Below are 25,696 nucleotides of genomic sequence, written 5' to 3'. Positions count from 1 at the left end.
ATTTTCCCTCTTTTTTAATTTCTATACGTGATAGAAAAGCCAAATGACGGTCTGTTAATATATGCTTCTTAAGATGCATATTGATGTTAAATGATGGTCTTATTAGTTCTAAGATGATTAAACTTATCCTTAGCGTATTTCTCTTTTATACCGATTAAGTCGCGGTAGCTTCGATCAAAATAAACGCTTGTGGGAATTGCCGGATCTTTAAAGCTGATGAAGGCACCATAGGTTCCCGGTATATCAGCTTCTCTGGCTTTATCAATCCAGTCCATGGCTCTGTTTACATCAACAAGTACTGGGTTATTTTGTAGTTCTAGTTTTTGCTTTATCTCTTCATTCCACCAAGTTTGGTATTGGACTGTATATTGACACTGGCGGTAGGGGAAAGATATGTCTTCAAGGTCGTCTGAGTGATGATAAAAGCCACCAGTGATCGCACCTAAGGTTACGTAACTAAATAGCCCTTGATCGCGGTTTTCTGGCTTTATCAAAGGCGAAGTTAAGCTTTGCAAAAGTGCAGTATAGCCTTCTGCTTTAAGACCTCGCTCTGACACCAATCGCGAAGTGATTTTGTGAGGTGCTGGGGCGTCATAATCTGGAGGGAAAGGAGAACCGCTTTGACACAAAGAATCGCGCCCCCATGTGCTCATCAGGGAGTGATCGTATTTCTTCCCGTCAAAATCAGTGCCATGTGCTTCATAGACTTGAACTAAATCAGGGGAGCAGGTGCCAAATTGAACGGCTATAAATTGGTCAAGATCTTGCACTGTTCCTTCCCAGTAACCGTACATAGTGCAGTGATGGCTGATGGTTTCGAGATCACAGTGGTTAGATGATTCAGGCAGAGCATCAATTTGCAAGTTGGTGCCAAGAAGTTTAGGCGTATCGAGGCTTTTTATAGCCTGCTCCCAATTTTTTAGCACATCTATGGTAGGGTGCGTTGGTATTGGCTGAAGCATACCGTTGATTTTTGGATAGAGGTTCCACTGAAGCTCGAAGCGGTGGATCTCTTTGGGTAAAGGGAATGTTTTTACGCGTAGCTCGGTAACAATGCCATAACTCATGCCTCCGCCGCCTCTTAGTGCCCAAAATAGGTGAGGGTTGGACTCTGCTGAGACTTCTGTGATCGTACCATCACCCAATACCACGGTTGCACTCACTAGATGCTCACAACACATGCCGTATTTTCGTGTCCAAGGGCCCCATCCTCCGCCTTGAATATAGCCAGTCAACCCAACTGTGGCACAGGTTCCATGTGCAATCATTCGATCATGCTCTGCAAGTTTTGGTGTCAGTTGATAGAAGCGATAGCCAGCACCAATGGTGGCAATATTTTCACACAATTGAAATGTCTTAATTCTGCTCACGTCAATCAAAATGACGTTGTCACCACTGCATTCACCTGCGTGATCATGCCCTCCTGAGCGAACACGAATCGGGAGACTGAATCGAGTTGCTGTTAGATAGGCTTGCTGAACTTCTTGCGTACTTTCGCACATGACAATGACAAAGGGTTGGTGTTGATAGCGAGTATTGAAGATGAGTGACTCGACTTGATATTGGTTCAAACCGGGAACCGGTGAAACCGTGTTTTCAAGAGGTGTCAGTAATCGCTCTTTAGGAAAACCGCATTTATCCATTTTCTGAATAAACAGTTTGGCATTATTGATTGAGATTGAGTACGCGTTAAGTACAGCGAGGCGTTGTATTTGAGGGTTAGGGTGCTGTTCTACCACTTGGTTTTCTTTCGTTCCCTGCATCCATTCTTGTTCCATTATTTTTTCCATTTGGCTTATGTATTGAATAGTTGTTTAAATATTAATCCGCATGCATATGTTCGCCATATCAGTTTGGTATCAGTTGTTCTGTACAAATCGCCAAAAGCATCAGCGAGAGAGCAATAATATCTGGTTGATGAAAAGAACGAGCGGCATCTGCGTGACCGTAGATAATTTATGTAGTCAAGTAGATCTGAGCCTAAAGTGATACTGAACTTGAATGACGTGTTATCTACATTGAATGGGTCACTAACGACAATAAATTCAGTTGGAGAACACAATGAAAATGGAATCAAAAGAATCACAAGCAATTTTTACTGCTCATTATCAAATTGGCAACGGCTTACCTGGAGGAGTGAACTTCGATGTTAATCTACTCGTGGCCAGCGAAGACAAATCAATAGTGGGTAAAGGACATATCTTCCAGGCCATTAACCCACCGTTAAATGTGGTGTCTGATCTCAATGGCAGTTTCAACTATCAATGCACGATGCGTGATTGTCATATCATGGTGACGTTGCAGGGCTACCAGCCTTACCTAGGCATTGCTCCTTTAGGAGCAGATCTTCACAACGTAACGCTCAACATCCTACTTAATGATGATTGGAAGTCAGGCGTGGCATTCTATCGATATAAAAATAGTTCAGGTAAATGGGTTGAAGTAGCAAATCAACGCGTTACTCTACTTTTACCTGAGCATGTTCCTAGCATCGAAAACTTTAAGGTGGAGCAAAGTGATCATGCGCCAGCATAAATCTAATCAGCGATGACACTGTGCCAAAACACAGATATTCGATGGTTTCGAATATCTGTGTTTGACGAGGTAAATCGAGCAAACAAGATGATTTGACGGTGCAATTAGTCGACTTTCTTCGTTTATTGAATATTTCATGGTTGAGTAGATGTGAAGAGCCAATGGTCGAGCTCATCAACACTTATTTGAGCCTGGTTCAGTTGATGCTTACGCGCGGCCTGATTGAAGTTTAACAACTCAGAGACGGAGCTGGACTGGTCGAGTAAGGCAAGCATCAGATTCGCTTGTTCAATATAAAAATCACCCCATGGATGCGGATCTTCTCGGGTGAAGTTAGCAAGCTTATCGCGATATTTTCGAAGTAGCGTAGGCTGCTTATACTGCCACGCTACTTGGATTCCTTGTTGGTAAAAGCGTAAATAGTTATGACCAACACAGGTAGATTCTAGCCAAGCCTCACCAGTGCGCAAAGCGGAGAGGGCCGTTGATTCATCGCCACAAATAAGTGCCTTGGTAGATACGAGCCAAGGACCAATAAAATTGTGTAGCTTATTGATATGAACAAGCTCTAGAGCCGTGTCGATGTCCGAAAGGGCTTTCTCCTCTTTTCCCTGATACCAGTGCAATCTTGCACTGGACTCCAAAAGAAAAGCGACAAATCGATGAGCATTAAGCTGTTTTGAAAGTTGCAGAGCGGTCGAGATTTCGTTTTCAGCTTGCACCAATACATTACGGTCGAGAAAGATCCATGCTGCCGTAAGCCTGGAAACAATTTCTGCTCGGCGGTTTGCCGTGAGATAAGCAAGATTCGAGGCATGCTGAGCCTGTTTTAGTGCTTCGTCAGATTGCAGTTGATAGATCATCACTGTTGCCAGCATGTAGCGATTGGCAGTTTCAATCGAAAGCAACTGATGCTCTTCACACAGTTGCAAACACTCGGTTAAGTGCTCGTATGAGCGAGCCATTTTTCCTTGTGCGTAGGCACAATCACCGAGGCCGCCAAGCGATTTTGCTTTCGCGCGAAAACAGTTTGCTCGCTGACTGTAATCTAATGCAAGTAAATGTTCTTTCTCACATTCGTCTAGCTGCCCAGTAGGGAACAGCATATTACCTCTCATCGAGTGGATTTCACACAAAGATTTATTTAACGTCAGCTTTTCACACAGGGCTTGGGCTTGGTCTAAAATCGACATCGCTTGTACAAAGTTGTCGGTTAAGCGATAGGGGCTAATGAGGTCTAAATAGTATTGAACACGTTCAGGATCATTTTCTGTGTGATGAATCGCTTGCTCAAGAACTTCAATACTCTCTTTGATGCGTCCCATCGAATACAGGCAGTTTCCTTTCATATTTAGTGCATACGCCATCTGTTCTTTAGGTGACTCTTTAATAGCGTACTCAATAAGAGTCAGTGCTTTTTCAAACTGATAATTACTCAGGTAATGTTTGGCGGTCTGTTCAAGAACAGTAAATACACCTTCGACCTTGGCATGATTAATATGGACGGCATATAAGAATCGATCTCGGTTCTCATACCATTTTGCGCAGGCCATGTGTATTTTGGAACACTGTGACTTGTCTATTTGACGGAAAACAGCATTACAAATCAAATCATGATGGAAAAGGTATTGATCGCCATTGAGTTTTACTAAGCCAGCGTCGACTAACTTATCTGGCACGTAGCCGGGAATTCGGGTGATTTCACGCAGTTGCTCCAGTTGAAAGCACTGCCCCAACACAGAGGCAGTACAGAGTGCTTGGCGATCTTGGGCTGGAAGTTGAGCTAATTGTATCGAAACTAAATGTTCCAATGACTCCGGAACGTCTTTATCAAACTGAGAGCAAAGCAGTGTTTGGCGCAAGTATAGAGGATGGCCTTTCGCAAGCTTTATACAGTCATTGATATGTTTATTCTGTTGGCATGTGATTGAGCAAGCTAACTCGTAAGACTCTTCAGATGATAACTCCCTAAGTTCGATTAGATTCACGTTGGTAAACCAAGATTGTTTGGAACTAAGTCGTTTTTGCTGCCTAAACGTCAGAAAGAGTAAAATATTGGTTTTTGTGATATGAGGTAGCAGTGTCTCAAGAAATGCCAACATTACTTCGTCGGCCCAATGGACATCTTCAACAATAATCAAATGCGGTTTGCTGGTCTGCCGTTGTTGAATTAAGAAAGGGATAGATTGCTCTATCGTTTGTTTCAGCGTTTGGAACTCCATTAAGTTCAGCAACTGCTTTTCTGATTCGTTGAGTGCTACCCCCATTAACCAATAAAGGCAGAGGTGGAAAGAAGAGGGAATTGATGACTCGACAGTTTGCTGACGAATAGAATCATCGGTATCTTCACGAGTAAATGAACAAATTGCCCGAGTGAATATATTTTGAGGGGACAAGAGATCAGCACTGCCATGATTCAGGATTTGAATCTCTGTGGTTAAACACGAGGATCGATTCAAAGACGCAATGACCTGGTTGAGTAGGCTGGTCTTTCCTATCCCTGCGGTACCAGTAATACAATACGTTTGGCCTGCTTCTTGTTTTTGCCATCGCTTGATTCCGCTATTTAATGTTTCTAGTTCAAGTTTACGCCCTACAAAACAGTCAGTATGGCTTTGGTGTAAGGATACAAGATGCCAGTTGTTGAAGTCTGGCTCTCCTGTTAGAAACGGTTTTATTGGTCTGGCACAATTGGACGAGATAAAGCAAGGACAAGCAGCTATTTCTCCCCAAGGGATTTTAACTAGGATTTCATTGATTGGGGTTATCGCATCCGGATGTTCCGATAGCTCAGTGACTCGATGCTTGTATTTCACATTGATAAAAGACCGAATCGAAGCCGAAAGAGCAACCTGTAATTGAAGGGCTAGTTGTCGAATTCGTTCAAAAACATATTCGTCCGATTCCTGTAAAGACCAAGTAAGAACAAACGTCCGGTTTTTTATTATGGGTGTAGTGTTTTGGCTGAAAAGTAATGTTTGCAGAGTCTTTGCGGTCAAATCACACTTTGCTTCGATTGCAAAAATAAAAAAATATGGTGGTGATGAAGACACATTTGTAAGTAATGGTTCTGAGGCGCGATCTATTAAGAGGTCCTCTAGGGGGACAGAAAAGTATTCCGCGAGATTGGATGCGGTACGATACAGCACATTCGCCCCAGACTCTGCTCGCTTTATGGAAGCAATAGATACGACAAAACCCTGTTGAAAGCATTCTTCCGCCAGTCTTTCTTGGCTGAGTCCTAATTTCTTTCTCAGTTCTTTGAGTCGTAAGACGTTGAGTGGAATTCTTCCATCCCTATTTGCCATATTTCACTCCGTTGTAACGTATAGCTTTTCCCAGTAAACCTGAATCGATTGGATATGTTGAGTGAATAAATTTATCTTATTTCACCACATATAATACTAGTAGTTAAAATGTTATATACGAAAATGAAATGGGCATTTTAATCTTCAAACTACCTCAATTCATTGTTGTATTAGTGGTGTTTTTGTTATTAATAATTTTGATAATTATTGTTGTGAATTCATGTTTTTCTTAATAAGTTTTTTGAAATATCTTTAAATGTATATCTTTTAAAAGATTGCACACCTTAAACTTATATTGGTTTATATTAAACTTTAACAATTAAATTCTTTAATTTTAAAGATATAAATTGACAATTTTATTTTTAGTGTTTTTTTTATTTCTATTCTGGCGAGTTAAGTTTTTCTAGTCTATAAATTAAACATCGGCGCTTTCTAAATAACTGCCGATAAAAATAATTTTAATTTCAATATTATAAATAGTTGGCTTTATACAATGGATATTGGCTTTTTCTGCCTGTTAAAAGGATTTCATATTACACCACACTTGAATGCCGCGCTTACCTCTATCAAGGAGACTGCGTGGTTGCCACATGTCAAACGATCTTGTTATCGAGGGGATTGGCAAGCGCTTGCTTTAGAAGAATCCTATCGAAAGGCCTATTACCCTAACTATTTACTACTCTCTGAATTTCCAGAATTGGAACTGTTTTTATCTCAATTTTTCTGCCCAATTTTGTCAGTACGGTTTATGAAATTAGATCCGTGAGCTCAGATATTATAACGCCGAGCTTATGGCGTATGTTTTTCTCAAGTACAGGCTTGTTTACATCATTAACAACTGCTACAGCGGCAATTGAGGTTCATAAATTATGCAAAAGGGCTCACCTATAGAATTCTACCAGCAACGTCCTCAATCTCGTGAGACGGTCGGTATTGAAGAAGTGCAGCAACAAACTCAACAGTTTGGTTTTGCTGAACCCGAAATGGATGAGCTGCTTAAGTACTCATTACGGACTCAACTTGAGGCTATGCTCCAAAACCAACTCAGCACGGCTGAACGCCAACGGCAACTGAAAGAGAGTTTCGCTGCGGCAGTTGAGCTCGTATTGAAGGAGACGAAAGTTGAGCACCGAACACTGGTGCAAGCCTTTCAGAGCATGTATGGCAACGCTTGCCAATCTCTTTCTCTGGCTAAACTCACTCAAGAGGAACTGACCCGACAGTACATTTCCACATCTGGGCTGGTGATGTCTCCACTTAACTGTAAACACACCATCAAAGATGTGTACCGAATTAAAGGCTTTGCGTGTGGTACAAACAAAGCTATCCAACAAATGCTTGCCAACAAGCCACAGGTTAAAGTGCTTTATCCAGCTTGCGGCCCCTTTGCACCGTTGCTGCTGCCTTTACTTGCTCACTACAAACAAAGTGATCGGATTAGCGCAGAGCAGCTTCAGGTGACACTAGTAGATATTCACCCCGGAGCGATTAAAGCACTCAATCAATTGATCGCGGATCTCGATATCGCAGACTACATTGAAGCCTTAGTGGAAGAAGATGCTACCCAATTTTCGCCAACTCAAACGTTTGATCTCCTGATACTTGAAGCGATGCAGCATGGCTTTAGTCGGGAAGGGTTCCTCAGCATCGCGAAACATTTGGTTCAATATTTACATATTCAAGGCGAAATGATCCCCAAGCAGGTATCTGTGCGCGCCATGATGGTCATCGGGGAGACGGAATTTAATCAACAATGGAAAAAAGCAGAGTATGCACATTCCAACCATTGCCAGCCGGAAGCGATAGATGATCGAATTGATCTGGGAGAAATTCTTAACGTCAATAAAGCCATGTTGCTCAAAAACGAGATTTTTGAGCTAGATGGTGGAATAAAAATGCTGCAAGGCAACACCATTGAGCTGCCGAAAGATGTGCCAGATATGGCAAAACGTATCCTCGCCATTTACAGCCATATCGATACTTACGGAGATGCGATGGTCGGACAATACGACTCTGGTATTACCCATCCTAAACCCGACATGACTTTTTATGTGGATGCCAAGCCCAAAGCTGTTGAACACCATTACTTTGAAGCGAAGGGAGGGGATAAGGTCAGTTTCTATTATCAGTTAACCGGATTGCCAGGTTTTGTCGCCACCCATGGATGATTTCGATATGCAGCAAAAATACGTCGTTTTTACAGGAAGTTGTTACGCCTTGCCCATTATTCAGTTGTTGGCACAACAGCATAAATTGGCGGGCGTGGTAGTACCGGAAGGAGAACTAAATCCTGACTTACAGCAGCTACAGAGCTATCTGAGCGCTCAATCGATTCATATTGCTCAGTATACCGCCAATGACAGCAGTGCTTTGATAGCGCAACTCGATGCTTGGCGAGTCACGGATGGCGTCATCTATTTGTTCAGGCACATAGTTCATTCCTCGCTGTGTCAGTTTTTCAACGGAAACTTGTACAACATTCATCCGGGAAAGCTGCCCGAGTATCGAGGCCCGATGCCTCTCTATTGGCAATTAAGAGACGGTTTAGACACCTTTAGCCTCACCCTGCATCGTCTTGAGGCATCGGCTGATTCTGGCGCTATAGGAATGGAGTTAGAGGTACCATTTCACCCGTTTGAGACCTTAACCAGTGCTCAGCAAAAAGCGTCACAAATGACGGCTAAGCTGATGTATGACTTCCTCATCGCGCAACAAAAGCAAGGGCTGGTTTGGCATAAGCAAGTATCAAACCCCAACGAAGTGGCACGAGCAGTAAACCAACATGATCTGCACATTCGTTGGAACGTGCAAACGAGTCGCGAAATCGTCAACTTAGTGCGAGCAGGCAATCATGACTTCGGTGGTGCGATGTTGAGCTTGCCAAATGGTGTCGCCAATGTTTTGCAAGCAAGCGCAATGGAGACTTCTTTAGTCGGTGTTGAGGCGGGGAGCATTCTCGAGATCAGCCCACAGCATGGGTTACAAGTGAAAACGTTAGATAGCGCCATATCAATAGATGTTATTGCTACACAGCAAGGCGTGTTTTCGGGTTATCGCTACGCGCAAATGGCTGGGCTGGACGCTGGGATGTCATTGCTTCAGCACGCTTCAGCCTGCGAGTAAAGAAATATCTCAATACGGCTCTTTGCTGCATTAATGAAGCCCGTAACGGTATTTGTTATGCGAGATTGGAAAGTTTTAACCAACCACACCAATTACGTTATGGGTTGGTTTTAACTTAAGTGTATACGTTAAAAGGAAGAACAGTATGGCTACAGAACCGTATCTTGGGACACTAACCGCATTTGGCGGCAATTTTGCAATTAGAAATTGGGCAATGTGCTCGGGGCAAATGCAGGCAATTGAAGATAATCCAGCACTCTTCTCTCTAGTTAGCACTCTATACGGAGGTGACGCCCGAACTACCTTTGGTTTACCTGATTTGCGTGGCCGCAGTCCAGTTGGTGTAGGCACACGACCTGGGGGGATGGATTATCATCAGGGAGAAAGATTGGGTACTGAACTGGTAACTATTGATATAACCCAAATGCCAGCACACTTACATACGGCAATTTTTACCCCTCTTGGCACTGCTGCACCTGTAACAGGCAGGATGCAGGTTGCTACCAATGCTGCAAATACGCAGGTACCCGATAGTAATTCGTATATAGCGCAAAACTCTACCCCTGGGTTCTATAAACCGACGTTTCAGCAACCAGATTTGACTGAGATCGAAGGCTTAAGTGTGTCTGGTGGTGGCTCGGAAGGAGGTACTGTAACTGTGACTGAAACAGGCGGTTCAGAGCCACTTAATATTTTGAGCCCGGTATTGCCGATTAATTGGTTAATTGCCACTGCGGGAGTATACCCACCGCGCAGCTAATCAACCAAGAAAGAATTGGCTGAAACTTTCGCTAATCCTTTCCTATAAAAAATTAAATATTTAAGTTGATTATGATAACCCGGCTATGTTGATAAGGCCGTCATCTTCAGGAGAGGAAAATGAGATTACGTCGTCAGGTAGCGATCGCAATTACAACAGCATGGGTGTCCTCAGCGTTTTTTTCCGGTGAAGTCTGGGCCGCACAGCAAACGATTAACTACTCTAATGGTTCAGGTTCCAATTTTAGTGAGGTGGAGACAGGCGTCACTGGGGGTATGCCCTCGGTCACTCTTACCAGTGCAGGTGCTGTGTCTATGGTATTAGATGCCGGCAATAGCACTGATAGCACTCCGTTTACTGGCCTAAATGACCTCGGGTTTGTAGCTGGTGTTTTTTTCTCAAATACCATGATTAATGAGTTCAACAATCGTGGCTTCCGCTTTTTTGAGCGATCAAGTACTAACTTCAGTTTCGACGAAATTACCTTTATGCAGGGGTCGGCCCGAGACTCAGATAAAACGTATCAACTTGTGTTAACTGGCTTCTCTAATGATACTCAAACAGTGACCGAAACTGTCACCTTGCCAAAAGGTGGTGAAGCAAACTCAGGGTTACAGGATTTGTTTACCCTGACCCGTGGTACAGACTTTACTGATTCTGCATGGCAGGACGTTGATACAGTGACTATGGCGTTTACCCGAAGTCCGGGTGCTGACTCTCGTTATCTTATCAAAAGTATCAAGATTGATGACGCTGCGGTTTCAGACTCAACCGCGCCTACTTTTGTCAGTGCGAGCTCAACCCCCACTGATGATGCAACCAATGTTTCTGTTAGCAAAAACATCGAGATTGCCTTTGATGAGAATATTGAGCTGAAGAGCGGCAATATTACCATTCGTAATGTTACAGACAGTCGCGATTTTGAAGTATTTAATGTTGCCACCGAAAGCGATGGCACAACAACTTCACCAGGCGCTGGCCGCATCAGTGTTACCAACGATAAAGTTTACTTAAACCCAACCAGTGATCTGATAGGAAACCGGACTTACGCCATTCATATTGAATCTAGTGCCGTGGCTGACACCGCAAATAATAGCTTTGCTGGGATCAGCGATGATGCCACATTTAACTTTACTACGGTCGATACCACGCCAAATGCGCCATCTACACCCGATTTAGATGCTAGTTCGGATAGCGGATCATTAAATACTGATAATATTACCAGTGACACTACTCCAACGTTTAGTGGGATTTCCGAGAGTGGATCGATCGTTACTTTATACAGTGATCAAGTCGGTGGAGGTGCAACGGTTATTGGCACAGGCACTGCTACTGGAGGAAACTGGCAGATAACAACCAATGAGTTGGCGTCTGGTATTACACATGCAATAAGTGCTAAAGCGTCTGATAGCGATGATAATGTTAGCTCGGCATCCAACGCGTTAAGTGTCACCATTGATACAGTAGCACCATCCGTAGTGAGCATTACCACGCCGATTGAGGCTGACAGTATCGTCAACGCTGCAGAAGACAACGATGTGCTTATCGCTGGCTCCGGCGCGGAAGCAGGCAACAGTGTGACCGTGACTATCACAGACAATAACAGCTCTGTCAGTCGTACGGTGACGGCCGACAACTCAGGCAACTGGACGCTGAGCGGCAGCGAGCTGGATATCAGTGGCCTGAACAATGGTACCCTGACTGTGTCTGCAACCCAAGCTGATATAGCAGGTAATATCTCCACCGCAGCCACACAGAGCATTACCCTGGACAATGCTGCCCCATCAGCAGTGACCATCACCACGCCGATTGAAACCGACGGTATCGTCAATGCGACAGAAGATAACGATGTGTTGATCGCTGGCTCCGGCGCGGAAGCAGGCAACAGCGTGACCGTGACCATCACGGACAATAACAGCTTTGTCAGTCGTACGGTGACGGCCGACAACTCAGGCAACTGGACGTTGAGCGGCAGCGAGCTTGATGTCAGTGGCCTGAACAATGGCACACTGACGGTGTCTGCAACCCAAGCAGATATAGCAGGTAATACTTCCACCGCCGCCACCCAGAGCATTACCCTGGATAACGCCGCACCATCAGCTGTGACCATCACCACGCCGATTGAAACTGATGGCATCGTCAATGCGGCAGAAGACAACGACGTGCTGATTGCTGGCTCCGGCGCGGAAGCAGGCAATAGCGTGACCGTGACCATCACGGACTACAGCAATTATGCCAGTCGTACGGTGACGGCCGACAACTCAGGCAACTGGACGTTGAGCGGCAGTGAGCTTGATGTAAGTGCGTTTAACAACGGCACCCTGACGGTCGCGGCTAGCCAGAGCGATGCTGCGGGCAACACCTCCAGTGCAGCTAGCAAAACATTTATGTTAGATAACGTGCAGCCAACTGTTTCTTTGAGCAGTTCAGACCTCGATTTGATCTCTGGCGAAACGGCGAGTATCACGTTCACCTTAAGTGAGTCATCAAGTGACTTTGCTGAGTCAGATGTCACCGTCACTGGCGGCAGTTTGTCCAACTTTGCGGGCAGCGGTAGCAGTTACACGGCGACCTTTACACCAACGGAAGAGAGTGTGGCGAGCGGCACCATTGATGTTGCCACCGGCACATTTACCGATGCCTCTGGTAACAGCAATAGTGCAGCAACACCACTTTCCATCAGCATCGATACTGTGCTTCCAACCGTCAGTATCACTAGCTCCAGCGCTGCGCTGAAAGCGGGTGAAACGGCAACACTCACGTTTACCTTGAGTGAAGCCGCAACTGATTTTTCCGAAGCCGATGTGACCGTTGCTGGCGGAACTCTTTCTAACTTTGCGGGCAGTGGCGCCAGTTACACGGCTACCTTTACACCTGCAGAAGAAAGCACTGAGGATGCAACTATTGATGTTGCAGCAGAGCAATTTAGCGATGCAGCTGGCAACCTCAATACTGCAGCGACTCAGTTATTGATTTCAGTGGATACGGGGATCCCGACTGGACATAGCATCAGCATTGATCAGGAGAGCATTAACAAAACCAACGAACAAGCGATGAGCTTTACCTTCGCAGCAGCTGAAGTGAACGCGATGTTCACTTATCGCGTTACCGACGGTACCACGACCATTGACGGCGCTAGTCAAACAATCTCCTCGGAGACCATGCAAGTAACGGGCATTGACGTCACTGGTTTGCAAGAGGGGACGCTGACAGTAAGCGTGGTGTTAACCGATGCCGCAGGCAATGCATCTGATGCAGTGACGGATACGGTGACTAAACGCTACGATGTCGCGCCAACGGCAGTTGATGATAGCTTCTCGACTGAGGAAGATACGGCGAAACAATTTGATCTGTTAGCGAACGATTCCGATATTAATGATGACATGGTCGCTTCTTCTGCAACGGTTAAAACGCAACCAATTAAAGGTCAGGTGTCAATCAGCAACGGCGTTGTTACCTATACGCCAAATAGTAATGAGACAGGCACGGATAGCTTTACCTATACCGTGAAAGATGCCCTGTTACAGGAGTCACAAGACGCGACAGTAACCGTCACTATCATGGCTATAAATGATGCGCCAGTCGCGAAAGCGCTGACCATTAACACTGACGAAGATACCGCAAGCGCAGCAGTCACCGCGCGTAGTCAAGCGAAGGATGTTGAAGATGGCATCCCAACGGGTGATTTAGCGTTAGTTAGTTTGCCTCAAAAAGGACAAGTCGCCATTGATCAAACTGTAGGCACTTTTGTATATACGCCGAATGCGAATGAAAATGGTAGCGACAGTTTTACTTACACGATCGCAGACAGTGAAGGCGGCGTTTCTCTTGCGGCCACGGTCAGCGTCAATATCGGTTCCGTCAATGACTCACCAGTGGCGGAGGAAGACAATTTTACCTTTGATGAAGATGTCACATCGATACTCGATGTTTTAAGTAACGACAGTGATATCGAAGATGGGTCATTCACCCCGAGTAGTATTACCCTGCAAGATCTTGGTCAAGGAGAGGGGGGATACAGTTTTGCCACGGTCAGTGTCAATGCCGATGGGACCTTAAAGATTGTGCCAACAGCGAACGTTAATGGTCAACATAGTTTTACCTACACGTTAACCGATAGTGGTCAGGCAGTCTCCGTGCCAGCAACCGTCACACTCAATATTACTCCAGTGAATGATGCCCCCGTTGCTGTTGATAACAGTGCACAACTACTGGAGGGAGGCTCCTTTGAAGTCAACGTATTAGGCAATGATAGTGATGCCGATGCTGGAGACAGTTTTGAACTCACTAGTGTCACAGTCGTCGATACGCCAGCATATGGCAGTGTGAACGTGACGGCGTCAGGAGCGATTGTTTACAACCCCAATGAGAACTACTTCGGTGAAGACAGCTTCACCTATACGGTGGCAGACTTAGCAGGTGCTGTATCTAACGTCGCAACAGTGACCATGACGGTAACACCGGTCAACGACGCACCAATGGCGCAAGCACAGTCACAAACGCTTGATGAAGACAATAGTTTGGTGATCACGTTGGTTGGTTCAGATATTGATAACGATGATGACACTCTGCAGTATCTTATCACTGAGCAAGTCAGTCATGGCGTGCTAGAACAGTTGACCAATAATGGTTGGCGCTATACACCAGAAGCGAACTTCAATGGCTCCGACTTCTTCTTGTTCAAGGTCAACGACGGTGATCTCGACTCGACAGAGGTTCGTGTCGATTTGACGGTGAATGCAGTCAACGATACACCAACCGCGACCGATGTTAGTGCTACGGGAGAGGAAGAGATACCGCTGACCATTACTTTAAATGGTAACGATGCAGAAGGCTCATCTTTGAGCTATCAAATTGTAACATCGCCAGTCAACGGTAATGTTACCGTCACAGGCAATCACGCGGTTTATACGGGTAACAGTAACTTCTTTGGTCAGGACAGTTTCACTTACAGCGTAAGTGACGGAGAACTTACCTCTGGAGTGGCGTTAGTGACCATCACGGTGAATAACGTTAATGACTCGCCAGTGATTACGGGTACCCCATCGACGCAAGTGGATGAAGATAGTGTGTATCAGTTTGTGCCCGCGGCATTGGACGATGACCCAGCGGATACTCTGACCTACTTGATAGCTAACAAGCCTCCTTGGGCTACATTTGACAAGACAACAGGAGCACTTTCTGGCACGCCAAGTAACAGTGATGTGGGTACTTATCCAGATATCGTGATTAGCGTATCCGATGGTACTATTTCTTCCTCATTGTCAGCGTTTTCGATTACTGTGAATAACGTGAATGATGCACCTGTTATCTCTGGCTCACCAGCAACACAAGTGAATGAAGACAGCGCCTATCTGTTCACGCCACAAGTGTCAGATGTTGACAGCCAAGCCTTTACTTTCAGTATCGTGAACAAGCCATCTTGGGCTAGCTTTGATGCATCAACAGGCACGCTCAGTGGTACACCAGATAATGGTGATGTTGGCAAATATCAAGGCATTGTTATCTCGGTTTCTGATGGTCTCACGACCACAATGCTCAATAGATTCAGTATTGTGGTTAACAATGTCAATGACGCGCCAGTGATCAGTGGCACTCCTGCTCTTACTGTCAACGAAGGCAGTACGTATCGCTTTGCGCTGCAGGCATCGGATGTTGATAGTAGTAGCTTGAGCTTTTCAATCCGCAATAAACCATCATGGGCAACCTTTGATAGAGCAACTGGGTTGCTAAGTGGTACGCCGGAAAATGAGCATGTTGGCAGCACCAATAATATTGTTATTAGTGTCTCTGACGGTGAGCTAAGCGCTTCTCTAGCAGCGTTTGGCATCACGGTAATCAACGTCAATGATGAACCAATGGCAGTTAATGATACCTATGTCTTTACCGAGAGTAACGATGGTAGCTACTTATTGGATGTACTCAGCAACGACAGCGATATTGATCTAGACACATTACAACTGGAATGGGTTAAACCTACATCTGGAACGGCAACAATTGTGGGCAGTCAAATCCAATTGGTAACGACCTCAATTGGTACAGTGACAGTGCAATACAGTGTGAAAGATGGTAATGGAGGAAAGGCCACCGCGAAAGCAATCGTGACAATTAAAAGTGCGAGATTGGACGCACCAACAATAACCGCACCTTCAGATATCGAAGTGAACGCAAGTTCGCTCTTTACTAAAGTTGCATTAGGCTCTGCCGTGGCCCGAGATAGCACAGGCAAGCTATTACCTGTTTCATTGGTGGACAGCACAACCTTCTTCCGACCTGGAACTAATACGGTCTATTGGCGCACTCAAGACTCTGATGGAAACGTTGCTGAGGCTAGTCAAACGGTAACAGTGTATCCACTGATAAGTATCTCCAAAGATGCGCAAACCACGGAAGGCACCAACCATAGCGTAACGATACACCTTAACGGCCCATCGCCGAGTTACCCAGTAGTCGTACCTTACACGGTTTCAGGAAGCACAGACAGTGATGACCACACACTCACCTCTGGCGAAGTGGTGATACCTAGTGGTACCGAAGGCAAACTTTCGTTCGAACTACTTAATGATGGACAAAGTGAAGGCGTTGAAACCTTAGTGATTGATTTGGACAGCACCCTTAATCTAGGTAGTAAGCGTCGTTACACCTTAACAATCTTTGAAGAGAATGTGGCTCCGAAGGTCTCGGTAAGTGTATCTCAGGCGGGGGAGCAGCGGAGCCAAATTGAAAATGGTGTTGAACCGGTCACAATCACAAGCAGTGTTAATGATGCAAATATGTCCGATATACACAGTTTCAGATGGAGTAGTGATAGCGATGTACTTAACCAAGCGATTGCGGGGCAGATGTACAGCGAAACATTGACTTTCTCTCCGCAATTACTGAGTTCAGCGATTTACAATTTGCAATTGACAGTGACTGACAATGGCACTCCACCATTATCAGTGACACGGAATGTCTATTTAGAAGTGGTACAAACATTGGCGGAGCTCGGAAGTGAAGATAGTGATGGCGACTTAATCCCGGATGATCAAGAAGGTCATAATGATAGTGATGGTGATGGCATTCCTGACTATCTTGACGCAATTTCTGACTGTAACGTAATTCAACAGGTTGTGTCAGAAAAAGATCGCTTCCTCATTGAGGGGCAGCCAGGTGTCTGTTTACGCAAAGGAATAACCATTCTGACTAACACAACAGGAGGAGCTTTATTGCTAGATGAGGAGCTTCCTAAAGATATCAACATGAAGAGCATCGGGGGAATCTTTGATTTTGTAGTAACTAATTTGCCGCTGCCCGGCCAAAGCTATCAATTAGTTTTGCCTCAGCGTTTACCTGTTCCAGCAAATGCAGTGTACCGAAAGTATAACGCTGAACAGGGGTGGATAGACTTTATTGAGGATGCTCAAAATACAGTTTCTTCTAGTGCTGGCGAGGCTGGTTATTGTCCGCCACCAGGGCACAGTTCATGGTCACAGGGTCTGACTGAAGGTGACTGGTGTGTACAACTTACCATTGAAGACGGTGGTCCGAACGATGATGACGGATTGGCTAATGGCAGTGTCGTTGACCCTGGCGTCGTTGCCGCTCGTGTAAACAATAATGCACTACCTAAAGCGATTGACGACAATGCGTTTGTTAGTCTCAATGGTACGGTGACGCTCGATGTATTGAGCAATGATACCGATGCTGATGGTGATGGGCTGAAGGTAAGTCGCGCTTCTGTAGATATTGGTAGTGTTAGTGTGGTTGATAACAAACTAAGTTATGTCACTCAACCACAGTACTACGGGGAAGCTTTGATCACTTATAGCGTAACGGATGGTAATGGTGGAACAGGATCGGCGAAGGTGACGGTAAATGTGGTAAACAGTCAGAATCCGAATGCGGTGGACGATAATATTACCACCGATGATCGTACCCCTGTCACGGTTTATGTCCTTGCTAACGATACCGATCCGGATAACGACACATTGAAGTTGGTTTCAGTCCAAGCGCAGTATGGGCAGGTGGTCATGAATGCAGATCAGAGCGTGAGCTATACCCCTACCTCAGGGTTTGAAGGCAATGATGTGTTGACATATATCATTCAAGATAACCAAGGCCTGCAAGACACAGGGAAAGTTATAGTGACAGTTAAGTTGGTAAGAGATGTAAAGGTTGAAAATACTTCAGCAGGATCATTGGGTGGCATGGTGTTGATGCTTTTGATTTTGTTAGGAGCCATGAAACGTTATGGAAGAAACAGTGCTCTAGCACTAATTGCTGTGTTTAGTTTTAGTAGTCAAGCTGGTTGGTATGTTGATGTTCAAATGGGGTCAAGCCATGCAGATGAGCGTGATGCTGTTAAAGGTGATAACGTAATCTCTACTGACAACACCGGGCTCTACCGTTCTATCGGGCTTGGATATGCTTTTTCTGAGCAATGGTCAGGAACTATCCGTTATATTGATATGGGTGAAGGCAGTGCAACATTGCGTAGTGCGACTACTTCACCAGAAGACTATCACGTTAGTGTCGCATCTATAGCACCACTCCTTGTTAAGGGCATAGGCTTCGACATCGGTTATAAGTTCTGGCAATACAATTCATGGTCCGCAAAACTGAGTTTAGGGGGCTTGTTTTGGGATACCGATATTGAAAGTACGTATCAAGGCAGCAAGATAACGACGGAAGTGGATGGTTTTGATGGATATATTGGTGCAGAAGTTGGCTACAACCTCTCAGATAATTGGGAGATCGGTGTCCAAGGCGCTCGTTATTTTTTACATGAAAATGATGTTGATATAATTGCGCTACAACTTCGTTATTTTTTTGGGCCGTTATCAGTGTATTAATTTATGGTTTGGTATTTTTCGATAATTTGTATCCCAAGTGATCATGAAGCGGTATGGTAAATTACTGGAGATTAATGCGTGATACGTCGCTTTACTTTGAACCTAGTACGTTTACAGTCGAAGAAATATAGTGTTGGGGCTGAAGCAAAACAAGCGGGTTAGAGCGACACAATTCGTAGTGAACCCTTATTGAGTTGAAAAGCGTTCCAAGCTCGCAGTTGCTCTGACTCTGCTGGTGATAACACGACGATAAATTGATACCTATCAAGACGATAGTTTGATATTGCCTCTTCATAAGTTTATTGCTTTTTAGGTTTATGACATTTTTGAAGAGGCAATTTTATATCTGCTTTAGGATGAGATACTTGCTACTATCTCGGTTTAATCCAATACTGATTGAATAATATCAAATGCTTCTTCTATTTTTGGGGTAGGGATAATGCCAAACCCAAATAAGATGGCATTAGAATGATTGTTGATAGAAAAATGCGATGATGGATAAACCGCTACATTGGATGAAGCAAGCTTATTCACCATTTGTGTCGCGCACCCCGATACTTCAGTTGCTATATGCAATCCACCTTGGCTTGGAATACGTTGTAAGCAATCTATGTTGTCAATTAATTGAGTGAGTTTATGATACCTTTCGCTATAGATTTTATTCATATTGAGTAAATGGTGAGAGAAATGACCGTCACGCATGAATTCGTCAAGTAGGATTTGAGACACTACAGATGTACTTCTTCCCAAGTGCCATAACATATTTGAAATTGGCTCTATTAAAGACTTTGGTGGAATCATATATCCAATGCGTATGCCGGGAAATAGTATTTTAGAGAAACTGCCTATCATAATGACGCAGTCATTTTTGTCTTGTGACTTGAGAGCTTGCTTACTGGTGTTGAGATAGTGATATTCCGCATCATAATCATCTTCGATAATGATTGCGTTATTAACTTCTGCCCATCTCAACAGTTCTAACTTTCTTTCAACGGAGTAGCTAAAGCCTAAAGGGAATTGATGACTAGGCGTTGTATACATAATTTTGGTATTAGAAGGGATTGATTCAACGACAACGCCTTGGTCGTCCATCGGCACGGTGCCTATTTGCGCGCCAAGCAATCGAGCTTGATTTCGAAAAACAGGATATCCTGGATCTTCCGTCGACACGAGGTCCCCCGGAGAGAGTAATGTAAAGAGAGTCGTCATTATTGCCTGCTGGCACCCTTGCGTAATGATGATGTCTTCAGGATCACAGATTACGCCTCTCGAATGTCTTACATACTCGCAGATAGACTCTCGTAAACAAGCTAACCCTTGCAAATCTCCACCATGTGCAAACTCTGGAGTTAATGCATTGAGCCTACTCAGTCTTGAGTGTCGCCAAATATGCTTTGCTATTCTCTGATGATCAGGAACGCCTAAAGTGAAGTCATAGTCTAGATTCTTTGGTGCGATGATCTCTGGCTTCTTCGCTGCGTTAGTGCCAAACACCCCTAGTTGGTAGTGTTTTATTGGTCTCTTATCTTGATTCACCGTTTGTTCTAGAGCATTACTTACGTACGTGCCAGACCCTGCCTTTTTTACTATCCACCCCTCGAACTGAAGTCGCTCATACACCGAAATGACAGTGTTTCTTGCTATGCCTAACTTTTTTGACAACATGCGAGTCGACGGTAATCTCTCATTTGATCGTAATCTGCCTTCTAATATCCCTTGGTATATCTCGGAATAAAGCTGTTGGCTGGTGACTTTTCCAGTTTCGAAGTGTAGTGAAAATGGCATCGTTTTCTCTGTAGACGTTGAAAAGTGGTTCTAAAGCGTTGTGAGGATGTGGATCTGTATACATTAGGTATATCTACCTAGTATACCGTTATCGTGATATGGAGAAAGCGCATTTGAGTACACTATTTCCTCATTTTGCAAACGGATGTTACTTACATTCGTATCTAATCGGCCTACCTATCAACGGTGATCAGGTTTAAACCTGTTTATATCGCACTAAAAATTTGAAGACACAGTGTTATTCATCGGGGGTTAACGATTGGAGTTCTTCAAGTCAGGATTACTTTTATATAAAAAGCTAAAAGCCTTGGAATAAACTAGAAATTAATTATAAGTGAAAATTAAAAATTGAGGGTTCAATGAAATTAAACAATGCCTTGGTGGCCATTTTATCGCTCACTTCTTTCGTCACGTTTGCGAAAACGGAGTCAACGGTTAGCAGTCAATTAAAGAGCGTAGTTGATGAATGTGCTAAAGGATTAATGAACGAATACGACATTCCGGGGTTGGCTGTTGCAGTAACGATTGATGGTAAGCGTTATTTTTACAATTACGGTTTCGCTGACGAAAGTAAGGGGAGTTTAGTCACTAACGACACAATTTTTGAACTCGGCTCTATCAGTAAAACTTTTGCCGCTACTTTGACTGGGTACGCCCAAGAAAAAGGTAAGTTGAACATGGATGACAAGGTCAAAGATTATATTCCAGAATTAGAAAATAGTGTCCTGGGTAATACCAAGCTAGTTCATGTCGCAACCTACACTGCAGGTGGTCTACCATTGCAATTCCCTAGCGAAGTAACGAACGACGCTGAAATGATGCAGTACTACAAAACGTGGAAACCGGAGTACGAAGCCGGTACTAAGAGGAAGTACTCAAACCCTAGTATTGGTCTATTTGGCTACATCGGTGCCTTGAGTATGAAGTCAGACTATACGGAAATGATGGAGACCCTCATCCTGCCTAAGCTCGGTATGACTAATACGTTTGTCGATGTACCAAAGGATAAGCTTAACAACTATGCTTTTGGTTATAGTTCTGAGGGAAAACCCGTTAGAGTTAATCCAGGTATTCTTGATGCACAAGCCTATGGTATTAAATCAACAAGCTTAGATATGCTTCAATATATCGAAGCAAATATGGGTCAAGCGCAACTTAATACTGATATAGAAAATGCGCTAGAGCGAACTCATACTAAGTATTTTGATACCGACACGTTTACACAAGCCGTAGGATGGGAAGGTTATGATTACCCCGTTTCACTTTCGCAATTATTGAAGGGTAACTCCAGCGATGTAATTCTCAACGCTAAACCGGTTCAAGCAAGTGTATCCGGTACTCTCGGTCGTGACGTTTGGTATAACAAAACGGGTTCAACAGGTGGCTTTGGGGCATATGTTGCATATGTACCCTCTGAAAAAATAGGCATAGTGATTCTAGCGAATAAAAACTACCCTAATGCAGAAAGAGTAGAGGCTGCTTACAATATTATTAGCTCGGTGGTGAAGTAAATTTTAGTGGTAATAGGAACTACGTAATTATTAGAGCTTATTTAGATACATACTATCTGCAGTGTTTTATTCGATAGTATTTATAGGAGTATTCATGAAAACTAAGCATTGGTCTAAGGTGACTTTGCTACATGAAGTTGTTACGAACCCAAATATAACGATTAAAGGTAAACATAGTTATTACAGTGATTGTTGGGACGCCGGTTTTGAGGAGTCCGTTGTAAGATATCTACAAGGCGATGAGTTCAGCCGAGATTGGGAACCAAAATGGAAGATTGATAACTTACATATAGGTGACTTTGTCTGTATTGCAGCGGAAGTTGTGATTGTTATGGGGGGAAACAGTACACATAGAGCTGATTGGTTCTCCTTGTACCCATTTATGGACTTTATTGAAGAAGCGTATGTCGGGAAAGGAGATACTCACATTGGCGATGGCGCCTGGCTCGGTATGCGATCCATGATAATGCCGGGTGTGACTATCGGAGAAGGAGCAATCGTTGCGGCAAACAGCGTGGTGACGAAAGATGTTGAGCCTTACAGCATGGTTGCAGGCTCACCAGCTAAGCATGTCAAATATCGCTTTTCTCGAGAGACGATAGACGAACTGCTCGCCCTTAGGATATATGATTGGCCTGATAAGAAAATCGATAGCCTGAAGAGATTGTTATGTTCAGACGATTTAGAAGGGCTGAAAAAGGCAAGCGCTGAATACGATAGAAACCATTCAGTAGAGTGACGATGTCACTATTTTAAAAAACAGAAGAGGCTCATTATAGAGCCTCTTTTTAGTGTGATGGATATCTGCAACCACCACACTTCCTTATCAACTCATCATTCAGCAAGTCGCCAACTAGAATCGGAAACCTTTTAGTTTCATCCTTGTAGGGAAGATTGCCTCAATAGCTGGCTCTTTCAATTGTTAGCAGAGACGCTCATAACTGTTTTGTTTGAGCAATTCGGTTAAGTCGCCTTGACCATATTTTAGAGTTGCTTGATGTTTTTGATGTCGAATGACCTGATCAAAAGTAGGTCGAGTCACTGAACGAAAAACGCCCACGGGTACGGGAAAGTCTGGATAGCTCAAGTTAGCAAGCGCATAAGCATAGTATGACTCCTCGCATTGACTGGAGTGGAGCAAAAGGTTCGGGGCCTCTGATTCGACAATCTCGAAACCAAACCCTCTATTGATCAACGCTTTTGAGTGTGTTTTACCAAACAATAACGGTTCATTATCTGAGAGATAAAGTAGATGTTCGCTTCTATTGGCCGGGCCGTTGTAAGGTTCGTGCACTTTATCATTAAAAATGACGCAGTTTTGTAGGATTTCAACCACAGCCGTGCCCGAATGCGCGGCGGCAGCCTCTAACACCATCGTCATGTGTGTAGGATCATTGTCTGATGTTCGTGCTATGAACGTAGCACCTGCGGATGCTGCTAATGCCAGAGGTTTAAGCGCTTGATCGGGAGAGCCTTCAGGGCTCGACTTAGAAATGAAGCCCTGTTCGCTTGTCGGGGAAAATTGGCCTTTGGTCAGTCCATAGACAGCATTATTAAAAAGCAAAATTTTAATGTCTTGGTTGCGTCGAATCGCGTGAATAAAGTGATTACCGCCAATACTCAGTGCGTCACCATCGCCAGTTACAACCCAAACATCTAACTCTGGATTGCTAGCTTTTACACCAGTAGCGATGGCAGGGGCACGGCCGTGAATCGTATGAAATCCATAAGTATCGAGATAATAAGGAAAACGAGATGAGCAGCCAATCCCTGAGATGAATACGGTGTTCTCTTTAGTTCGACCTAATCGTGCTAGAACGGATTGCATCGTTTTTAATACGTTAAAATCACCACAGCCTCGACACCATTTGACTTCAACATCAGAAGCGAAATCTTTGCGGTTGAGTACCTTAGTCGTCATTTTTAATATCCTTCAGGTGGTGGTTAATAGACTCAATGACCTCGTGAACTTTGAATGGTAACCCCTTAACTTGGGTTACGGAGCGTGCAGAAATGGCATATTGTGAGCGAATCACTTTAACGAGTTGCTGGTTATTCAACTCAAAAACAAGCACATGTTTGAATTGGCTAATGATCTCTTCCAAATTGATTGGAAACGGGTTTAGATACTTAATATGGGCGTGGGCAACCGATGCGCCTTGCTTTCTCAGATGCTCAATTGCGGTCGACACAGAACCTTGCGTGCCTCCCCAACTTAGTACTAGCAGTGAGTCTTGAGTACTGCCTGTTAGCGTTTGTTTAGGGATGAAATGGCAGATGTTATTTATTTTTTTTGCTCTTTCATCAGTCATGCGCTGGTGGTTTTCAGGATCATGAGAAGGGTTGCCTGTAATCGCTTGCTTTTCCAATCCTCCAATGCGGTGTATTTTCTCTTTTGTACCAGGCGTGACCCACTCTCTGCTGTAATACACTTCATCACGGGCATAGGGATAAAACGGGCTTATGTTTGCTTTTGTTGCCTCGGCAGTGAGCTTAATCTCATCAGGGTTGGGCACGAGCCAAGATTCGGAGCCGTTTGCTAAGTAACCGTCACTCAATAAGATCACTGGCGTCATAAATGTAGTGGCAATTCGACAGGCCTCGATTGCCATATCAAAGCAGTCTGCAGGAGAGGCAGGAGCCAACACTGGGAGTGGTGAATCCCCATTTCTACCATACAAAGACAAAAGCAAGTCTGATTGCTCTGTTTTAGTCGGTAGACCCGTGGAGGGGCCTCCACGTTGTACGTTGATAACAACCATTGGCAACTCCGCCATTACGGCAAGGTTAATGGTCTCTGCTTTCAAACATAATCCAGGGCCAGACGTTGATGTGACTCCTAAACCGCCAGCATAAGATGCACCTAAAGCTGAACAAGCAGCTGCAATCTCATCTTCTGCTTGGAATGTCGTGACCCCAAAGTGTTGATAGGTTGATAGTGTGTGTAGAATATCTGAGGCGGGTGTTATGGGGTAAGAGCCCAAAAATAGCTGGCGTTGGAGTTTTTCTGCTGCGCATATTAACCCAAGCGATAATGCTTCGTTCCCTGAAACAGTACGATACAAGCCAGCTTTATCTGCTACGGGAGCAACCTGAAAACAGTCGCTGAATATTTCGGTTGTTTCAGCATAATTAAATCCCGACTTTATGGCTAAAGTATTTGCCTCTCTCGCTTGCGGATTGTCAGCGAATTTATTATTTAGCCATTCAATGGTCGGTTCTAGCGGACGACTGTAAATCCATAAAACAATACCAAGCATAAAAAAGTTTTTGCTTCGTTTCACTACTTTAGGCGCTATGTTTAACTCAGAAAGAGATTGAACGGTTAAACGCGTAAAACTGTCACTAATCACTCGATAATCTGCGAGGCTACCATCGCTCAATGGGTTCGATTCATAGCCAGCAAGCTCAAGGTTTTTTTTATTAAAACCATCGAGATCAATAAGCACCAAACCGCCTTCAACGAGTTGTGAGATTTTGGTTTTTAATGCAGCGGCATTCAGAGCGATTAAGACTGAAAAATCGTCGCCAGGAGTATAAATCTCTGTTGAGGCAAATTGCATCTGAAAAGCCGATACTCCAGATGTGGTTCCTGCCGGAGCCCGTATCTCAGCTGGATAATCAGGTAACGTCATGACATCGTTTCCTTGTTTCGACGAGTTGTCTGAAAAGCGTTCTCCAAGTAATTGGATACCATCTCCAGAATCGCCAGCAAAACAGATCACTTCGCGTTTAAGTTGAATTATTGTCATTAAAACCTCTTACCGTGTTAGAGCAAGTTCAGTATGTTTCATTGCACTTAATGAGATGCAATGGAATTAAAGGTTGGAGAAAATGCCG

General features: G+C 44.3%; 12 protein-coding genes. 7 read left to right on the top strand and 5 right to left on the bottom strand.

Going from position 1 to position 25,696, the window contains the following annotated elements; genetic code table 11:
• Nucleotides 1-86 precede the first annotated feature (86 nt).
• Nucleotides 87-1,778 (bottom strand): FAD-dependent oxidoreductase, encoded by a 1,692-nt coding sequence (locus tag R2S67_RS05290; protein ID WP_317342720.1) that lies wholly within the window; start codon nucleotides 1,776-1,778, stop codon nucleotides 87-89.
• Between the two features lie 283 nt (nucleotides 1,779-2,061).
• Here R2S67_RS05290 and R2S67_RS05285 point away from each other — a divergent pair, with 283 nt between their 5' ends.
• Nucleotides 2,062-2,535, top strand: coding sequence for a DUF1842 domain-containing protein (locus R2S67_RS05285; RefSeq protein ID WP_104972385.1), 474 nt, complete (start codon nucleotides 2,062-2,064; stop codon nucleotides 2,533-2,535).
• 134 nt (nucleotides 2,536-2,669) lie between these two features.
• Here the strand turns inward: R2S67_RS05285 and R2S67_RS05280 are convergent, their stop codons facing one another.
• Nucleotides 2,670-5,843 carry an AAA family ATPase gene (locus R2S67_RS05280; protein ID WP_317342719.1) on the bottom strand — a complete coding sequence of 1,058 codons (3,174 nt, stop codon included), beginning with the start codon at nucleotides 5,841-5,843 and terminating at the stop codon, nucleotides 2,670-2,672.
• 869 nt (nucleotides 5,844-6,712) lie between these two features.
• Between R2S67_RS05280 and R2S67_RS05275 the strand changes: the two genes are divergently transcribed.
• From R2S67_RS05275 to R2S67_RS05260, 4 genes are all read left to right on the top strand, one after another.
• Nucleotides 6,713-8,011 (top strand): hypothetical protein, encoded by a 1,299-nt coding sequence (locus R2S67_RS05275; protein WP_317342717.1) that lies wholly within the window; start codon nucleotides 6,713-6,715, stop codon nucleotides 8,009-8,011.
• 7 nt (nucleotides 8,012-8,018) lie between these two features.
• Nucleotides 8,019-8,966, top strand: a complete 948-nt coding sequence (locus R2S67_RS05270; protein WP_317342716.1) for a formyltransferase family protein — start codon at nucleotides 8,019-8,021, stop codon at nucleotides 8,964-8,966.
• A 145-nt stretch (nucleotides 8,967-9,111) separates the two neighbouring features.
• Entirely contained in the window at nucleotides 9,112-9,726 is a 615-nt protein-coding gene (locus R2S67_RS05265) for a phage tail protein (RefSeq protein WP_176319268.1), read from the top strand.
• A gap of 119 nt (nucleotides 9,727-9,845) precedes the next feature.
• The gene (locus R2S67_RS05260; protein ID WP_317342715.1) at nucleotides 9,846-18,560 is read left to right on the top strand and encodes an Ig-like domain-containing protein; all 8,715 of its coding nucleotides are present in this window, start codon (nucleotides 9,846-9,848) and stop codon (nucleotides 18,558-18,560) included.
• Between the two features lie 381 nt (nucleotides 18,561-18,941).
• On the opposite strand, the gene R2S67_RS05255 is transcribed toward R2S67_RS05260, so the two are convergent.
• On the bottom strand, nucleotides 18,942-20,345 hold the full coding sequence (locus R2S67_RS05255; RefSeq protein ID WP_317342714.1) for a PLP-dependent aminotransferase family protein: 1,404 nt from the start codon (nucleotides 20,343-20,345) through the stop codon (nucleotides 18,942-18,944).
• A 359-nt stretch (nucleotides 20,346-20,704) separates the two neighbouring features.
• On the opposite strand from R2S67_RS05255, the gene ampC reads away from it, so the two are divergent.
• Together ampC and R2S67_RS05245 are read left to right on the top strand one after the other, a co-directional pair.
• Nucleotides 20,705-21,856: a class C beta-lactamase gene (ampC, locus tag R2S67_RS05250; RefSeq protein WP_317342713.1), complete on the top strand. Its 1,152-nt coding sequence runs from the start codon at nucleotides 20,705-20,707 to the stop codon at nucleotides 21,854-21,856.
• 94 nt (nucleotides 21,857-21,950) lie between these two features.
• Nucleotides 21,951-22,595: a CatB-related O-acetyltransferase gene (locus R2S67_RS05245; protein ID WP_237310025.1), complete on the top strand. Its 645-nt coding sequence runs from the start codon at nucleotides 21,951-21,953 to the stop codon at nucleotides 22,593-22,595.
• A gap of 183 nt (nucleotides 22,596-22,778) precedes the next feature.
• Here R2S67_RS05245 and R2S67_RS05240 read toward each other — a convergent pair whose 3' ends face one another.
• Nucleotides 22,779-23,777 carry a 2-oxoacid:ferredoxin oxidoreductase subunit beta gene (locus R2S67_RS05240; RefSeq protein ID WP_085343961.1) on the bottom strand — a complete coding sequence of 333 codons (999 nt, stop codon included), beginning with the start codon at nucleotides 23,775-23,777 and terminating at the stop codon, nucleotides 22,779-22,781.
• Nucleotides 23,767-25,608, bottom strand: a complete 1,842-nt coding sequence (locus tag R2S67_RS05235; protein WP_317342708.1) for a 2-oxoacid:acceptor oxidoreductase subunit alpha — start codon at nucleotides 25,606-25,608, stop codon at nucleotides 23,767-23,769. Before R2S67_RS05235 ends, R2S67_RS05240 begins: the two co-directional genes overlap by 11 nt.
• Nucleotides 25,609-25,696 lie beyond the last annotated feature (88 nt).

The organism is Vibrio sp. T13N (genome assembly GCF_032970445.1).
GTDB lineage: Bacteria > Pseudomonadota > Gammaproteobacteria > Enterobacterales > Vibrionaceae > Vibrio > Vibrio diabolicus.
Note: the sequence above shows the minus strand (reverse complement) of the source record. Positions and strands in the feature narration are given on the sequence as shown.

Excerpts from the sequence above, each read along its gene's own strand:
- R2S67_RS05260 (WP_317342715.1), top strand. The coding sequence starts at position 9,846 with ATGAGATTACGTCGTCAGGTAGCGATCGCAATTACAACAGCATGGGTG.
- R2S67_RS05280 (WP_317342719.1), bottom strand. The coding sequence starts at position 5,843 with ATGGCAAATAGGGATGGAAGAATTCCACTCAACGTCTTACGACTCAAA.
- R2S67_RS05285 (WP_104972385.1), top strand. The coding sequence starts at position 2,062 with ATGAAAATGGAATCAAAAGAATCACAAGCAATTTTTACTGCTCATTAT.
- R2S67_RS05270 (WP_317342716.1), top strand. The coding sequence starts at position 8,019 with ATGCAGCAAAAATACGTCGTTTTTACAGGAAGTTGTTACGCCTTGCCC.
- R2S67_RS05275 (WP_317342717.1), top strand. The coding sequence starts at position 6,713 with ATGCAAAAGGGCTCACCTATAGAATTCTACCAGCAACGTCCTCAATCT.
- R2S67_RS05245 (WP_237310025.1), top strand. The coding sequence starts at position 21,951 with ATGAAAACTAAGCATTGGTCTAAGGTGACTTTGCTACATGAAGTTGTT.
- R2S67_RS05240 (WP_085343961.1), bottom strand. The coding sequence starts at position 23,777 with ATGACGACTAAGGTACTCAACCGCAAAGATTTCGCTTCTGATGTTGAA.
- R2S67_RS05255 (WP_317342714.1), bottom strand. The coding sequence starts at position 20,345 with ATGCCATTTTCACTACACTTCGAAACTGGAAAAGTCACCAGCCAACAG.
- R2S67_RS05235 (WP_317342708.1), bottom strand. The coding sequence starts at position 25,608 with ATGACAATAATTCAACTTAAACGCGAAGTGATCTGTTTTGCTGGCGAT.
- ampC (WP_317342713.1), top strand. The coding sequence starts at position 20,705 with ATGAAATTAAACAATGCCTTGGTGGCCATTTTATCGCTCACTTCTTTC.
- R2S67_RS05290 (WP_317342720.1), bottom strand. The coding sequence starts at position 1,778 with ATGGAACAAGAATGGATGCAGGGAACGAAAGAAAACCAAGTGGTAGAA.
- R2S67_RS05265 (WP_176319268.1), top strand. The coding sequence starts at position 9,112 with ATGGCTACAGAACCGTATCTTGGGACACTAACCGCATTTGGCGGCAAT.